Here is a 15,188-nt window from a genome sequence, read left to right on the forward strand (position 1 = left end):
AGGATGAATAATAATGAAAGGTCAAGAAACCCGTGGCTTTCAGTCAGAAGTAAAACAACTTCTGCATCTCATGATCCACTCTCTCTACTCAAATAAAGAAATTTTCCTCCGTGAATTGATCTCCAATGCCTCAGACGCCGCTGATAAGCTGCGTTTCAAGGCGCTGTCCAATGCCGATCTCTATCAAGGTGATGGCGACCTGCGTGTTCGCCTATCCGTTGACAAAGAAGCCCGTACGCTGACCTTGAGCGATAACGGCATCGGTATGACCCGCGAAGAAGTGATCGAGAACTTAGGAACGATTGCGAAGTCAGGGACTAAAGCCTTCCTAGAGTCTATGGGCTCAGACCAAGTCAAAGATAGCCAATTAATTGGCCAGTTCGGTGTCGGTTTCTATTCAGCATTTATCGTCGCTGACAAAGTGACGGTGCGTACCCGTGCGGCGAGCGCTGCGGCCGATCAAGCTGTGTACTGGGAATCAGCAGGAGAGGGCGAATACACCCTTGCAGATATCGAGAAAGCCGACCGTGGGACCGAAATTACCCTGCATCTGCGTGAAGGTGAAGATGAGTTCTTAGATACTTGGCGCGTCAAAAATATTGTTGGTAAATACTCTGACCACATCGCCTTACCGGTAGAAATCGAAGAAAAAGATGAAGAAGCCGATACCACCACGTGGGAGAAAATCAACAAAGCCCAAGCACTGTGGACCCGGAATAAGTCCGAGATAAGCGACGATGAGTATAAAGAGTTCTATAAACATGTCTCTCATGACTTTTCCGATCCATTGATCTGGAGCCACAACCGTGTCGAAGGAAAACAGGAGTATACGAGCCTGCTCTATATCCCTTCCCAAGCACCGTGGGACATGTGGAATCGTGATCATAAACATGGCTTAAAGCTTTACGTGCAACGCGTCTTTATCATGGATGACGCCGAGCAATTTATGCCGACTTACTTGCGTTTTGTTCGTGGCCTGATTGATTCTAACGATCTTCCACTTAATGTCTCACGCGAAATCTTACAAGATAGCCGAGTCACGCAAAGCCTACGCACAGCACTGACCAAACGTACGCTACAGATGCTTGAGAAGCTGGCGAAAGATGATAGCGGTAAATACCTCTCTTTCTGGAAAGCTTTTGGCTTAGCACTCAAAGAAGGCCCTGCTGAGGATCCGACTAACTTACCGACCATTGCTAAGTTACTGCGTTTTGCCTCGACGAAGGCCGACAGTTCAGAGCAAACAGTAACGCTCGACGAATACGTTGCACGTATGGCTGAAGGACAGGAAAAAATCTACTTTATTACGGCTGATAGCTATGCTGCGGCGAAGAATAGCCCACACTTAGAGCTGTTCCGTAAGAAAGGGATTGAAGTATTACTGCTTTCTGATCGGATCGATGAGTGGATGATGTCTTATCTCACCGAGTTCGATGGTAAAGTCTTCCAATCGGTCAGCAAAACCGATGACTCTTTAGATAAGCTAGCAGATGAAGAGACTGAAGCGCAAAAAGAGAGCGAGAAAGCCTTAGAGCCATTTGTCGAACGCGTTAAAACTCTGCTTGGCGAGCGAGTCAAAGAGGTTCGTCTCACACACCGCCTCACTGATACTCCGGCCCTTGTGGTCACCGATGCCAATGAGATGAGTACGCAGATGGCAAAACTTTTTGCCGCTGCAGGTCAAGAGGCTCCCGAGGTGAAATATATCTTCGAGATCAACCCTGATCACCGCTTGGTGAAGCAGGCTGCCGAGACTCAAGATGAATCACGTTTCGCAGACTGGATAGAGCTGTTGCTGGATCAAGCGCTATTCGCTGAGCGTGGAACCTTGGAAGATCCTAACCAATTTATTCGTAGAATGAATCAGTTACTCCTCGCGTAATCCCCCCTATCAGGCGTCGTGAAAGCGACGCCTTGTCTTGTGGTGAATGCAACATAGTGTTATTTTTGCCACTTCATAAAGTTTAGTGCAATTCGCAAGAGGTATTACGCAATGCGTATTATTTTGCTCGGAGCTCCGGGCGCAGGTAAAGGTACTCAGGCACAGTTCATCATGGAGAACTACGGCATACCACAAATCTCAACAGGTGATATGCTACGTGCTGCAGTAAAAGCAGGATCATCACTGGGTCAGCAAGCGAAAGAACTGATGGACGCTGGAAAATTAGTGACCGATGAACTGGTTATTGCCTTAGTCAAAGAACGCATTGCGCAAGAAGACTGCCAGAAAGGGTTCCTACTCGATGGTTTTCCACGCACGATCCCGCAAGCCGATGCCATGAAGGAAGCAGGAATTGCGATCGATGTGGTATTGGAATTTGCCGTACCGGATGAGGTTATTATTGGCCGTATCGCCGGGCGCCGTGTCCACGCGCCTTCAGGCCGCGTTTATCACGTGTCTTACAATCCGCCAAAAGAAGCCGATAAGGATGATGTGACGGGTGAAGCGTTGACTATTCGTAAAGATGACGAAGAAGCGACAGTACGTAAACGCCTAGTCGAATATCATCAAATGACCGCACCGCTTATTAATTACTATACTGAAGCTGCGGCAAACGGTGAGACGCGTTACGAAAAAATCGACGGTACGCAACCCGTCGTGCAAGTAAGTGCTCAACTCAAGACATTGCTTGGCTAACCCTTAGTGCCGAACAATGTCATGTGTTCGGCCTCTCCCTCCTGTTTGCCTTAACTGATCCGCTTTTTTTAACCAGGAAAAGTATATGACCGTAGATAAACCGGGCGTGTTATTAGTTAATCTTGGCACGCCTGATGCGCCGACCACTGCCGCAGTAAAACGTTATTTGAAACAGTTTCTCAGTGATAAGCGCGTCGTGGATGTCCCTGATGTGTTCTGGCAACCTATTCTCCGGGGAGTTATCGTCCCGTTCCGCTCACCGCGCGTGGCTAAGCTTTACGCCTCGGTGTGGATGGAAGGCGGCTCACCATTGATGGTGTATAGCAAACAGCAGCGCGCTGCGTTAGCCGAAAAAACGGATATGCCCGTTGAATTGGGAATGAGTTATGGTAATCCTTCGCTGGAACACGCGGTGAATGCTCTTCTCGAGCAAGGCGTTACCCGCTTAATCGTCTTACCTCTCTATCCACAGTTCTCCTCCTCGACGGTAGCCGCGGTGTGGGATGCGTTGTATAAAATTTTCCGTAAGCGTCGTACTATGCCTGCGATAAAGTTTATCCGCGATTACGCTACTCACCCTCGTTATATCGAAGCGCTTAAGGCCTCCGTGGAACGTTCCTTCGCCGAGCACGGCAAGCCCGACCTCTTATTGCTCTCTTTCCATGGCATTCCACAGCGTTTCGCCGATCAAGGCGATGATTATCCCAAACGCTGCGAACAGACTTATCAAGCATTAGCGGATGCACTGGGGCTTTCATCGGAACAGATTATGATGACTTATCAGTCTCGCTTTGGCCGTGAACCTTGGCTAATGCCTTATACTGATGAGACGATCAAAACTTTCCCCGATAAAGGTATCCGACATATCCAAGTGATGTCCCCGGGTTTCTCTGCCGATTGTTTAGAAACGCTTGAAGAGATCAACGGCGAGAACCGCGAATACTTTATGCATGCAGGGGGGGAAAAGTTTCACTACATTCCCGCGTTAAACAATGATCCACTGCATATCGAGATGATGCTTGAGCTGGTGGAGAAATTTAAATAAGCCCCGCCTAACGCGAACACTTAGTAATGAACGGGGGAATTATGCTACTATTCTGCGCCTATTTCCCCTGATTAATCCCTACTATGAAATTTCCTGGTAAACGTAAATCAAAGCACTATTTCCCGGTTAACGCCCGTGATCCCCTATTGATCTCCACGCCTGACGAAGCAGAATCACTAGGTTGGTTAGTCGGCATCGACCAAACGATGGTCGATATTGAAGCGAAAGTTGATGACGATTTTCTGCGTCGTTATGGACTAACCGGGGGATATTCTTTTATTCTTGAAGATGACGTTTCTGAGGCTCTCTATCAAGAATTACGTCAGCGTAACCTGTTATCGCACCAATTTGCGGGGGGAACGGTAGGGAATACGTTACATAACTACTCTATGTTAGCCGATGATCGCTCCATACTGCTTGGCGTCATCTGTAATAATATTCAAATTGGCGATTATGCCTATCGCTATTTATGTAATACCTCAAGCCGTATGGATCTGAACCATATGCAGGGCGTGCAAGGAGCTATCGGCCGCTGCTATACGCTAATCAATTCTGCCGGCGAGCGGACGTTCGCGATCAATCCAGGCGATATCAATCAATTACGTCCTGAAAGCATCCCTGAAGAGGTGATAGCAGGGGCGTCGGCTTTACTGCTGACTTCCTATCTATTACGAGCAAAACCCGGTGAGCCGATGCCGCAGGCGGCGATGCAAGCGATAAGCTACGCTAAAAAGCATGATGTCCCAGTGGTCTTAACATTGGGTACGCGCCACATCATTGCCGATGACCCTCAATTTTGGCGCGATTTCTTGCAAGAACATGTATCAATTCTTGCGATGAATGAAGAGGAAGCGCTAGAGTTGACCGGCGAAGCCGATCCTCTGTTAGCGACCGATAGGGCGTTGGAATGGGTCGATCTCGTTCTGTGTACCGCGGGCCCGGCTGGCCTGTACATGGGGGGATACACCGAAGAGAGCAGTAAGCGTAAGACCAACTTACCATTATTGCCTGGCGCGATTGCCGAATTTAACCAGTACGAGTTTAGCCGCGCCATGCGTGCGAGTGATTGCGAGCAGCCGTTAAAAGTCTATTCACATATCGCCCCCTACATGGGCGGCCCTGAAAAAATCATGAATACCAACGGTGCCGGAGATGGCGCTTTAGCCGCCGTGCTTCATGACCTTTCCGCCAATATTTACCATCGCCATAAGGTGCCTAATTCTAACAAGCACCATCATCACTACCTAACTTACTCGTCACTCTCGCAAGTCTGCAAGTATGCGAATCGAGTCAGTTATCAAGTGCTTAATCAACACTCACCACGATTAAGCCGCGGTCTACCAGAAAGAGAAGATAGCTTAGAAGAGGCTTATTGGGATCGATAACGTATTCCCCCATTTTTATGGGGGAGTCTGATTACGTTAGCGGGCAGAAAGCACTGGTATGCAAGGGCTGAGTACGGAGCACCGCTTGCTGTAAACCGTAGGCAATTTCCCGCTCTCCCATCACAACATGATCACAGCCGTGCTGTTGCAGATAAGTGACTTCATCATCGTGGTGAGCGCGTGCAAAAATTTGCAGGTCTGGTCTTTTCTCGCGGGCGGACGCGGCAATCTCGCCAGATTCATAGCCATTAGGGATGGTGAGTAATAACCACTGCGCGCAATCGATACGCATCATCTCTAATACTTCTGGCCGTACAGCATTACCATAAATAGCAAGTATACCTCTTTCTCGCAGCTCTTCGATGCGGCTGCGACTATTTTCGACGACGACGACGGTGATCCCTTCAGCCGTGAGTTGCTCGTAAAGCAGTCGGCCAACCCGACCATAACCGACGACTAAAGCATGATGGCAAATAGACAGAGGTACTTGGGGCGGGTCAGCAACCAACGCAGCGTCTTCTTCTTCTTGTGCGGCCGTGTTATCTCGTTTTATCCACCGTTCGGTTAAGCTGAAAAGTATCGGGTTAAGCATTATTGATAATATTGCCGCCGCGAGGACTAAATTCTGTCCCTCTTTACTCAGCAGGTTTAAAGTGATCCCTAGCCCCGCAAGAATAAAAGAGAACTCGCCGATTTGCGCTAGGCTTACCGCGATGGTCAAGGCGGTACGAGTCGAGTGACCGAGTAGCTTAACGAGCAGCCAGGCAGCGAGCGATTTACCAAACAGGATAATCATTAACGCGCCGATAATCGCGAAGGGTCGTTCCAGTAAAATATGCGGATCGAACAGCATACCGACGGAAACGAAGAAAAGGACGGCGAAGGCATCACGGAGTGGAAGCGTGTCGTGTGCGGCACGATGACTGAGTTCTGACTCATTCAAAACCATTCCGGCAAAGAACGCCCCGAGCGCGAAAGAGACATCAAATAACTCTACGGCCCCAAAGGCGATTCCTAAGGCAATCGCGAGTACTGATAGGGTGAATAGTTCTCGCGAGCCTGTCGCGGCGCTCCGTGACAGAATCCATGGAATGAGGCGACGACCGACAATCATCATCAGTAACATAAAGGCAATGACTTTACCGATAGTCAGTAGCAAGTCGCCCGCCAGCACCGTAAAGCTAGTTTCGCCTTGCTCCAAGACTCCGGCCATGGCGGGAAGCAGGACTAACGCCAGTACCATGACGAGGTCTTCAACGATTAGCCAACCGATGGCAATGCGTCCGCGTTGACTGTCTAATAACTGCCGTTCTTCTAATGCCCTGAGTAAGACAACGGTACTCGCGGTTGATAGACAGAGTCCGAACACCAAACCGGTCATTAACGACCAGCCCAGTAAGCTGGCGAGGCCGATACCGAGTAATGTAGCAACGATAATTTGGGCGATGGCACCGGGAATGGCTATCGACTTTACCGACATGAGGTCTTTTAAGGAAAAATGCAGACCGACACCGAACATCAAGAGAATTACGCCTAGTTCAGCTAGCTCTGGTGCTAGATTGGTGTCTGCCACGAAGCCAGGGGTAAAAGGACCTGCCAGAACACCTGCAAACAGATAGCCCACGAGGGGAGAGATACGTAGGCGGTTCGCGAGCATGCCAAATAGGAAAGCAAGCACCAAGCCGCCGACAAGTGTTGTAATCAAGGGGGTCGTTGAGTGCATCTGCTTCTCCGTTATGCAGGGGTAATACCTTACCTTAGCAAAAAAAAGAGGGAAGCAGACGAACGTATGAGTAATTATAAGTAAAGGTTACAAAGTATTACCTGTAATGAGATCTAATGAACAGGTGTTTACCGTCGATAAATCATGCCGCTTTACGCTTCAAGCGGCGATTTACCAGCGTATCCCAGACCCAATTATAAAGGTAAGTATAGGGGAGATAGAATATCAATAGGCCGATATCCATCATGAAAGCCTCTTTCAAGGACATATCCATGAACCATGCGGTAAGTGGCAAGGCCATGCTGAGTAGGCCCCCCTCGAAGCCGATGGCTTGTAATGAGCGAATAAAGAAATTTCGCGGAGCGCGTGGGGGATAGACCCGATCGAAGTAATAGTTGAATACCATATTCCACGCCATTGCCAATAGTGCAATCGCGATAACAGTGATACCGATATGTCCTAATGGCCGGTTCAATAGGATCGCTGCGCCCGGTATAGAGATTAACAGCGCGGTCGCTTCATAACCTATTGCATGACAGATTCGTTCTGTAAGTGATTTGGTACTCATTTTTCCTCCAACATGGTTTAGCGCTACATTTTTCACCGTAAAGGCGTATAGTACAAACTAGCTGGTATCGTAAAAATCGATAGGTAATGATGTATTATTCTCCCGAATCTTTAGAAGCTTTTGTACAAGCCGTGGTCAGTGGGTCGTTTTCAGGTGCGGCTCGTGCACTGGGAAAAAGCCAATCGACGGTGAGCGTGGCAGTATCGAGTCTTGAGGATCACCTCGGTTTTGCGCTGTTCGAGCGTACGTCAAGACAGTTGCTGTTGACGGAGGAGGGGAGGCGGGTGTTGGCGCAAGTGCGCGAAATCTTGGCCGCAAATCGTCGGCTCGATGATGTAGCACTGCGTTTGGCCCAGGGGATCGAACCGCGTGTGACGCTAGCGATTTCCGACCATTGGCCGGCCGGTCACCACGATCGATTATTGAGTCAATTCGCGCACATGTTCTCGGAAGTCGAGTTCGAGTGTTTAATCGCCGAAAACGAGGATGTCATCGAATTACTGAAGAGTGGGCGTGCGCACCTTGGGCTTATCACTCGTCAGGCCAACCTGCCTACCGAGTTAGTCAGTCGGAGTTTGGCCATCTCTGGCCATACGGGAATATATCTTTCTAAGGACCACCCCTTATGTCAGCAGCCTACATTGACCCTCGATGATTTGAAAGGTGTTCGCCAATTACAGCTCAATACCTGGAGCCGTGCCGGGATACAACGGAGCGAGGGATTGGTGTGGTCTGCCTCCTCGTATATTTTGTTATTAGATATGGCGCAGCAGGGCTTTGGTTGGGCAAAACTTCCTTGTTGGATGGTCGATCATTTCGGCAACGGCAGTTTGACTGCCTTACCTTTAGCGGGATGGCCGCAAAAAATTAACCTAGAGATTATTTGGTCCGCTCGTCATAGCCTTGGACCCGCATGCTTATGGATGGTCGATCAATTGACCAGCGCAAAAGATTAATGATCGCGGGCGACAGCCGCGAACTGCGCATTAAGTAGTAACGCTAAATCCTGAGGTGCTAGGCTAATATCGAGTCCGCGTTTTCCACCGGAGACATATAGGATGGGTAACGCCATAGCACTGCTATCGATTAGCGTCGGTAATTTTTTCTTCTGCCCGAGCGGGCTGATCCCACCGACTTTATAGCCTGTGGTGCGTTCTGCAATAGCAGGAGGCGCAAGTTCAACTTTTTTACACTGTAATGCCTTGGCGACCTTCTTCAAATCGAGTTGGCTAGAGACTGGGGTTACCGCTACAGCAAGTTGCTTAGGATCACCATTCATCGCGACCAGTAAAGTCTTAAAAACCTCAGCAGCCACTAAACCTAACTTTCTAACAGCCTCTTCGCCGAACTGAGTATCGTTAGGGTCATGATCGTAACTATGCTGGCGATAAGGAATGTTAGCCTGATCGAGTTGCAAGAGGGCAGGAGTCATGATTATTCTCGCTCAGTAAGAGACGTTAAGAGATCGACAAGATTACCGGGACCACATAAATGTAGGGCGCCGACAGCCACTAGATAGCGGCCAGCGGGTAAGCTAACTAAGTACTCGGCCCATTGCTGATTACGCTCGACGATAAACCTGTCATGTAGGTCATTACTAAAACTACGCGATAAATTCGGTAGGGGCAAACGAGGATGCTGGCCTTTTGAGAGCCACCAATCAATCATCTTCTGTAATTGACGGGCATTGCTACGCCAATGCGTAAGGCTGTCCAATAATAAATGAAGGCCATTATCTGGCAGCGTCGTCAATAAGTTGAGTTGCTGCTGTTGACTCTCTAAGGCAATTACCGACTGACCGGTCTGTTTGGCGCGCATTAGCAGCTGATAATCTACCCCAAACTCCGGGCGTAACCCCAATAGAGAGGCCTGTTTTTGCTGAAGTGTCAGACCTATCTGCCAAGCAGGGAAGTTGGCGAGCGCCTCGCTACTGAGCTGGCACTCTTGGCATAAAGTTTCAAAGGTCTGCCACTGCTCTGCTGTCAGTTGCTGGATTAAGGGCGCTAGCTGGGTTGGCGGGGCAAGCTCTGGCGTAAAGGGCAGGGTGATATCCGCTTCAACCACTAATGCATCACACCCTGTGAGGATATCGTCAAGGCCCCCAGGTAGAGGACACATAGCCGGTATCCCCATGTGTATGCTCCCCACTAGGATGAACTCGCGTTTTCCCGAGGGACATGTGCATGATATCCATGCACTATCCGGCTTGAGCCACTGCCGTAGTTTCCCAAGCAGTGTCAGCTTAGCCATCAAGTTGCGCTTGGTAGCCTTCGTCATGAATGACATCAATCAGAATTTCCGGTGCGGCAGTCGTGACGACGGTAGCATGATCGAGAGTGACCTGTGCCGAGGTGACATCTGAGCGTTGTTCGAGTATCTTTTTAACTTGTGCGACACAGTGATTGCAAGAAAGACCACTCAGTGTGAAGTGTAAGGTGCTAGTCATAGTCGTTCCTCATTATCATAAACGGTGAAGAGTGATAGTGTAGACCCTACCCTTAGGGGGAGGTCAAGCCTTGAAACGTCATTCTAGGAGTTAACAATGAATATCAGCCAAGCGGCACAGCGGACAGGACTAACCAGTAAAGCCATTCGCTTTTATGAAGATCGTGGCCTATTTACCCCACCCTCCAGAAACTCAAACGGCTACCGAGACTACCACGAACAGCACATCACAGAGTTGACCCTGATTAAACAAGCCAAGGCCGTAGGCTTCTCTTTAGACGAATGTCAGGAGCTCGTCAGTCTTTATCATAACCCCCAGCGCCGTAGTGCAGAGATTAAAGCAAGAACCTTACAGAAAATCGAACAGCTCACCCAACAGCTTGCTGAAATTACGCAGATGCGCGAAAGGTTAATTCGCCTAGCTGAACATTGCCCCGGTGATGACAGTGCAGAATGTCCTATCATCACCGGGTGGGCCACCGCCTACCCGTTAAAGGGTTAATAGAGTAGGGAGTAAAGCTGACGGCGGTAACGTGAGGCCAGTACATCACCCGTGCCAAGTGCCGCAAGGATCTCTTGGAAGGTTTTTCTAATCTGCCCGTCACCACAGCTGAGGTCTTTGCGTAACAAGTTTAATAGCAGCTCTAGCGCCTCTTCATGACGGCCGACTTGTTGCAGCTGGATAGCCAAGCTATTGGCTAATGTCGTGTTATCGGGATCGGCGGTAAGCTCGGCATGAAGTTGCTGGATCGCCGGAGAATCCGCGGCTTGTTTTAACAGATCAATCTGTGCGAGCAACCCTTCATATTGCGTATCTTGGTCCTGTAACGGAACGTGGCTCAAGACTTCCTCAGCTTCATCACTCCGGTTAAGATCGAGAAGGGTCTGGGCGTAAATAAAACCGATATCGCTATTTCTTTCGCTCAATTGCCACGCATCGCGCAGTAAAGGTAGTGCCTCCAGCGGCTTATTATCTGCTAACAGGACTTGTGCCTGCTGCACCTTAATGTCTTCTTCGCGGGGTAACACTTTTGCGAGTAATTCGCGAATCGCAGCCTCGGGTTGCGGGCCTTGGAAACCATCAACAGGCTGACCATTTTGAAATAGATAGACGGTAGGGATAGCGCGTAATCCGAACTGGCTGGCAATGTGTTGCTGCTGATCGCAATCGAGGCGAGCCAAGATAAATTGTCCGGCGTATTCGCTGGCCAGTTTCTCCAACACGGGACTCAGCTCTAAACAATGCTGGCTACGCTCGGACCAGAAATAAAAGACCACCGGCACTTGGGCCGACTGCTCTAATACCTGTTGCAGGTTACTCTCGTCAATCTCAATAATCGAAGCCTGGGGTGACATCATGTTTTCCTCATCAATAAACTCTTCGCCTAATGCTGAACATGGGGATGAACCCACCCAGCTTCAAGGCATCTTCATTATTTCTTCGAACGGTGACCAAGAATTCTATCCATAACGCTGGTGGGTAACAGTCGTTTTGCGATAGTCATTGCATGAGACACCAAGGTCACCGGATAGCGGCGTCGCGGAAAACGACTTTCAAGCGCATGGTGGATCTTGGGAAGAAGCGCTTCTGGAGGGAGGGCAAATCTCGCGGCAATTCCGGGATTCTCAACCGGATTATGACTGTCGGCCTGATGAACATTCTGTGAAAAAGACGTGGTGATAGGGCCGGGTTGCAGCAAGCTAACACTAATCGTCTCTCCAGCCAGCTCCATGCGTAATGTATCGCTCCAGGCCTCTAATGCATATTTACTGGCGGCATAGGCTCCGCGGCCGGGGGTGGCAATGAAGCCCATCACTGAGCTTGTATTAATGATCCGAGCATGACCGTGCGTGCGCAACAGCGGTAATAGGCCGAGGGTGAGCTGATGAACACCAAAGAAATTGGTCGAAAACTGATAGGCCATCTGCTGTCGGCTGATCGTCGCTAATGGGCCATACTGGCCATAACCTGCGTTATTGAATAAGGCAAACAGCTTCCCACCTGTCAGCCTACGGACGTTTTCAATCGCCTGTTCGATAGAGACCGGATCATCCATATCGATGTGTAGGGCCGTCAATCCTAACGCATTGAGGCGCGTTAAATCTTCGGGTTTTCGACACCCGGCAATAACTCGGTATCCACGCTGATGAAGGTCGAGGGCAGTTATTAAGCCGATACCACTTGAGCAGCCCGTTATAAGGATATTTTTTTGCACAGATTGTCGCGCTCGCGAGTGAGGGAAAGGCGTTACGCTAGCATAGAGAGGGGGAATAGTACTAGTAGTGCTGAGGGTTTCCCCTCAGCGTATCATCACAATTGTGCGTTAACCCAAGCAATCGCGGTCGCGTATTCAGTAGGGAGTAATGCAACTAAGCGTTGTAAGCTTTCACGTAGTGCAGGGGTATCGGCACTACAAAGATTTAAATGCCCCACTTTACGCCCGGCTCTGACCTCTTTGTCATACCAATGCAAACGAACCAATGGCTCGGCGAGCCACCGATAGTCTAACTCGCAGCCAATGAGGTTAATCATAACTGAGGGTGACTCCACCACGGGGCGCGGGAGCGCTAAACCGCAGATCGCACGAAGGTGAAGCGCAAACTGGCTGATCGACGCGCCATCTTGTGTCCAATGTCCGCTATTATGAACGCGGGGTGCCAACTCGTTAATCAACAATCCTTCATCGGTGATAAAACACTCCATGGCCATCACACCCACATACTCAAGTTCCCTGAGTATCGCCGTCAGCATCGCTTCGGCTTGCTGCTGGTGGGCGCTGTGTGCCTGAGGATACACTACGCTTGCAAACAGGATCCCCTCTTGATGGAGATTGTGGGTGATGGGATAGAAGACCATTTCACCAGCGGCGTTGCGCGCGCCCACTAACGAGAGCTCGCCTTTGAAGGCGATTGCTTGTTCGACGATACATTCACCGTAACACTCGTCGGGGAGTTGCGACGTGGTCTGTGCCGTAAGGCGCCACTGTCCACGGCCGTCGTAGCCACCCGTTCTACGCTTGATGATCGCTAAATCACCAAACCGTGAAAAAATCGCGGGCCACTGTGCGGGAGACTGCAGTAATTCCCACGGCGCAGTCGCTAGCCCGAGTTGATCGAGTAACTGTTTTTGGGGCAGACGATCAGCCAAACGTGGAAAAATATCACGGTTAATAAACGCGTCATGCGTGGCGAGTTCGCGGGTGAGGGCGGTTTGCGGCCACCGCTCGACTTCTGCGGTAATAATACTCTGCTTGATCGGCAGCTCAGTGGGGTTAGCATCGATGCCGATAGGATATACAGCAATCCCTAGCGGCTCACCGGCTTGGCGTAACATTCGCCCGAGCTGGCCATTACCAAGAACGCAGACTGACTTCATACCTCCTCCCGCGGATCTGGATGTTGCAGCACCGCATCTGTCTGTGCATAGCGCCACGCTTCTAAGCGTGAAGTGATAATCGGGTCATGGAGAGCGAGGATTTGTGCGGCGAGAAGCGCAGCGTTAGCGGCACCGGCTTTACCGATAGCAAGCGTTCCTACTGGGATCCCCTTAGGCATCTGTACGATGGAATAGAGGCTATCAACGCCACTCAGCGCGGCGCTTTGGACGGGAACCCCTAATACTGGGACTAGCGTTTTGGCGGCTAACATACCCGGGAGATGCGCAGCACCACCCGCACCTGCGATGATTATATCGAAACCTTGTTGTTGCGCGTTTTCTGCAAACTGAAAGAGTTTATCGGGGGTACGATGCGCAGATACCACTTCGACATGATGGGCGATACCCAGCTCGGTTAATACGTCTGCGGCAGACTGCATGGTCGCCCAGTCACTTTTTGAACCCATTACGATGGCGACTTTTGCGGGGGCAGAACTTAACGACATGAACTCAACTCCTCAATCCTAGACAGCAACACAAGCTCGTATGACTCGCGATGATTAGGGCGCAAGAATACCATGTCGAATCGGGGAGGAAAACGGTTGCGTCGTAATTATTACCAAGGAAAATGGCTAAGCGTCAGCCCTTCTGCAGTCCATTCGATCATCCACCCCTCTTTATGCCAAGCACCGAGTACGGCGCGTTGTGCTGCGGGTGAAATGTCGGTAACGGGATGGATAGCGGGTTGATGAGTATGGCCATGAACGAGTAGTGTCGCCTGGTGACGAGTGAGCACCTCAGTCACTGCATCTTGATTGACATCCATCACCTTCATATCTTTGTTCTGGTTCGCTGCTTGGCTACTTTGTCGCATATTTCGCGCAATCTTCAGGCGACGCTTCAGGGGTAGGCGCAGAAATAACCACTGAATCCAAGGCGTACGGACCTTTTTGCGAAATTTCAAATAGCTAATATCATCGGTACAGAGCGTATCGCCGTGCATAATCACCAAACGTTGGCCAAAACGCTCGAGAACAACCTCTTCAGGAAGGAGCTGCATATTCGCTTGCTGCGCGAACCGTTTTCCTACCAAAAAGTCACGATTACCGTGGATAAAATAGACGGGGATAGGTAGCGCGGCGATCGCGAGTGCAATGCGCTGGTGCAGTGGAGCCGGGTCATCGTCGCCGATCCATGCTTCGAACAGATCGCCAAGAATATAGAGTTCACTGCAGTGTTGGGCTTGATGGGAAAGAAAATTCAGAAAACCGGCAGTAATTGCCGGTTCTTCCTGACACAGATGGAGATCTGCGATAAACAGGATTCGTGACATTACTCGGTCACGATCGCTTTTTGGATCACGACATCGTCTTTAGGCACGTCTTGATGCATACCGCTACGTCCGGTTGAGACAGCTTTGATCTTCTCAACAACGTCCATTCCTTCAACGACTTCTGCGAACACACAGTATCCCCAGCCTTGTACACTTTCGTCACGGAAGTTAAGGAAATCGTTATCGGCAACGTTGATAAAGAATTGCGCAGTCGCAGAGTGTGGCGCTGAGGTACGAGCCATAGCCAGGGTACCACGGGTATTTTTTAGGCCATTGTTCGCTTCATTACGAATTTCTGCGTGGGTATTTTTTTGCTGCATACCAGGTTCGAATCCACCGCCTTGGATCATAAAACCGTTGATCACACGGTGAAAAATAGTGTTGTCGTAAAAACCTTCACTACAGTAGTTCAGAAAGTTTTTCACTGTCTCTGGTGCTTGCTCGTCAAAGGTTTTGATGACGATATCGCCAAAATTCGTTTGGAAGGTGACCATAATGATTTCCTGTCAGGGTTAAAAATGACTAATGACTATTTTTTTCTGGCGAGGGACTTCGCCAGAAGCCTTATTTTATAACATAAATTGATACATTACGTCAGTATTGTCCAAGTAGCCGCAGCAGGACTTGCTTTCATTCGCCTGAGAATGAAAAATACGGCACAATACATAAAAACGT

Annotated in this window: 17 protein-coding genes; 6 read left to right on the forward strand and 11 right to left on the reverse strand. The window is 49.8% G+C overall.

Annotated features, from left to right (window positions below):
- Positions 1-13: 13 nt before the first annotated feature.
- The 4 genes from htpG (at position 14) to HGT70_RS09910 (ending at position 5,068) form a co-directional block, all read left to right on the forward strand.
- Positions 14-1,882: a molecular chaperone HtpG gene (gene htpG, locus HGT70_RS09895; RefSeq protein ID WP_071434501.1), complete on the forward strand. Its 1,869-nt coding sequence runs from the start codon at positions 14-16 to the stop codon at positions 1,880-1,882.
- A 111-nt stretch (positions 1,883-1,993) separates the two neighbouring features.
- On the forward strand, positions 1,994-2,638 hold the full coding sequence (gene adk, locus HGT70_RS09900) for an adenylate kinase (RefSeq protein ID WP_071434502.1): 645 nt from the start codon (positions 1,994-1,996) through the stop codon (positions 2,636-2,638).
- An 85-nt stretch (positions 2,639-2,723) separates the two neighbouring features.
- Positions 2,724-3,683 carry a ferrochelatase gene (gene hemH / locus HGT70_RS09905; protein ID WP_214195739.1) on the forward strand — a complete coding sequence of 320 codons (960 nt, stop codon included), beginning with the start codon at positions 2,724-2,726 and terminating at the stop codon, positions 3,681-3,683.
- Between the two features lie 83 nt (positions 3,684-3,766).
- Positions 3,767-5,068: an inosine/guanosine kinase gene (locus HGT70_RS09910; RefSeq protein WP_214195740.1), complete on the forward strand. Its 1,302-nt coding sequence runs from the start codon at positions 3,767-3,769 to the stop codon at positions 5,066-5,068.
- A gap of 31 nt (positions 5,069-5,099) precedes the next feature.
- Here HGT70_RS09910 and ybaL read toward each other — a convergent pair whose 3' ends face one another.
- Entirely contained in the window at positions 5,100-6,791 is a 1,692-nt protein-coding gene (ybaL, locus tag HGT70_RS09915; RefSeq protein WP_214195741.1) for a YbaL family putative K(+) efflux transporter, read from the reverse strand.
- 142 nt (positions 6,792-6,933) lie between these two features.
- Entirely contained in the window at positions 6,934-7,359 is a 426-nt protein-coding gene (locus tag HGT70_RS09920) for a PACE efflux transporter (RefSeq protein WP_071434508.1), read from the reverse strand.
- An 89-nt stretch (positions 7,360-7,448) separates the two neighbouring features.
- Between HGT70_RS09920 and HGT70_RS09925 the strand changes: the two genes are divergently transcribed.
- The gene (locus HGT70_RS09925) at positions 7,449-8,315 is read left to right on the forward strand and encodes a LysR family transcriptional regulator (protein WP_214195783.1); all 867 of its coding nucleotides are present in this window, start codon (positions 7,449-7,451) and stop codon (positions 8,313-8,315) included.
- Here the strand turns inward: HGT70_RS09925 and ybaK are convergent.
- Genes ybaK through HGT70_RS09940 form a run of 3 tightly spaced genes read right to left on the reverse strand, consistent with a single transcriptional unit; the run spans position 8,312 to position 9,805 of the window.
- Positions 8,312-8,791 (reverse strand): Cys-tRNA(Pro)/Cys-tRNA(Cys) deacylase YbaK, encoded by a 480-nt coding sequence (gene ybaK, locus HGT70_RS09930; RefSeq protein ID WP_071434509.1) that lies wholly within the window; start codon positions 8,789-8,791, stop codon positions 8,312-8,314. The two genes, HGT70_RS09925 and ybaK, sit on opposite strands and share 4 nt — an antisense overlap.
- Positions 8,792-8,793: 2 nt before the next feature.
- Positions 8,794-9,645, reverse strand: a complete 852-nt coding sequence (locus tag HGT70_RS09935; protein ID WP_342355576.1) for a TraB/GumN family protein — start codon at positions 9,643-9,645, stop codon at positions 8,794-8,796.
- A complete protein-coding gene (locus HGT70_RS09940) occupies positions 9,602-9,805 on the reverse strand; it encodes a cation transporter (RefSeq protein WP_214195743.1) in 204 nt (67 codons plus the stop codon). The genes HGT70_RS09935 and HGT70_RS09940 overlap by 44 nt, the downstream gene beginning before the upstream one ends.
- Positions 9,806-9,901: 96 nt before the next feature.
- Between HGT70_RS09940 and cueR the strand changes: the two genes are divergently transcribed.
- Positions 9,902-10,306 carry a Cu(I)-responsive transcriptional regulator gene (cueR, locus tag HGT70_RS09945; protein WP_214195744.1) on the forward strand — a complete coding sequence of 135 codons (405 nt, stop codon included), beginning with the start codon at positions 9,902-9,904 and terminating at the stop codon, positions 10,304-10,306.
- Here the strand turns inward: cueR and HGT70_RS09950 are convergent.
- The 6 genes from HGT70_RS09950 to ppiB form a co-directional block, all read right to left on the reverse strand.
- Positions 10,303-11,160 (reverse strand): co-chaperone YbbN, encoded by an 858-nt coding sequence (locus HGT70_RS09950; RefSeq protein ID WP_214195784.1) that lies wholly within the window; start codon positions 11,158-11,160, stop codon positions 10,303-10,305. The genes cueR and HGT70_RS09950 overlap by 4 nt on opposite strands.
- Before the next feature lie 77 nt (positions 11,161-11,237).
- Positions 11,238-12,020, reverse strand: a complete 783-nt coding sequence (locus HGT70_RS09955) for an SDR family oxidoreductase (RefSeq protein ID WP_214195745.1) — start codon at positions 12,018-12,020, stop codon at positions 11,238-11,240.
- Between the two features lie 95 nt (positions 12,021-12,115).
- Positions 12,116-13,180 carry a 5-(carboxyamino)imidazole ribonucleotide synthase gene (gene purK / locus HGT70_RS09960; protein WP_214195746.1) on the reverse strand — a complete coding sequence of 355 codons (1,065 nt, stop codon included), beginning with the start codon at positions 13,178-13,180 and terminating at the stop codon, positions 12,116-12,118.
- The gene (gene purE, locus HGT70_RS09965; RefSeq protein WP_071434519.1) at positions 13,177-13,686 is read right to left on the reverse strand and encodes a 5-(carboxyamino)imidazole ribonucleotide mutase; all 510 of its coding nucleotides are present in this window, start codon (positions 13,684-13,686) and stop codon (positions 13,177-13,179) included. Before purE ends, purK begins: the two co-directional genes overlap by 4 nt.
- Positions 13,687-13,796: 110 nt before the next feature.
- A complete protein-coding gene (locus HGT70_RS09970) occupies positions 13,797-14,513 on the reverse strand; it encodes a UDP-2,3-diacylglucosamine diphosphatase (RefSeq protein ID WP_214195747.1) in 717 nt (238 codons plus the stop codon).
- Positions 14,513-15,007: a peptidylprolyl isomerase B gene (gene ppiB, locus HGT70_RS09975; protein ID WP_214195748.1), complete on the reverse strand. Its 495-nt coding sequence runs from the start codon at positions 15,005-15,007 to the stop codon at positions 14,513-14,515. The genes HGT70_RS09970 and ppiB overlap by 1 nt, the downstream gene beginning before the upstream one ends.
- Between the last annotated feature and the right edge of the window lie 181 nt (positions 15,008-15,188).

It is taken from the genome of Rosenbergiella collisarenosi, assembly GCF_018494085.1.
Lineage (GTDB): Bacteria > Pseudomonadota > Gammaproteobacteria > Enterobacterales > Enterobacteriaceae > Rosenbergiella > Rosenbergiella collisarenosi.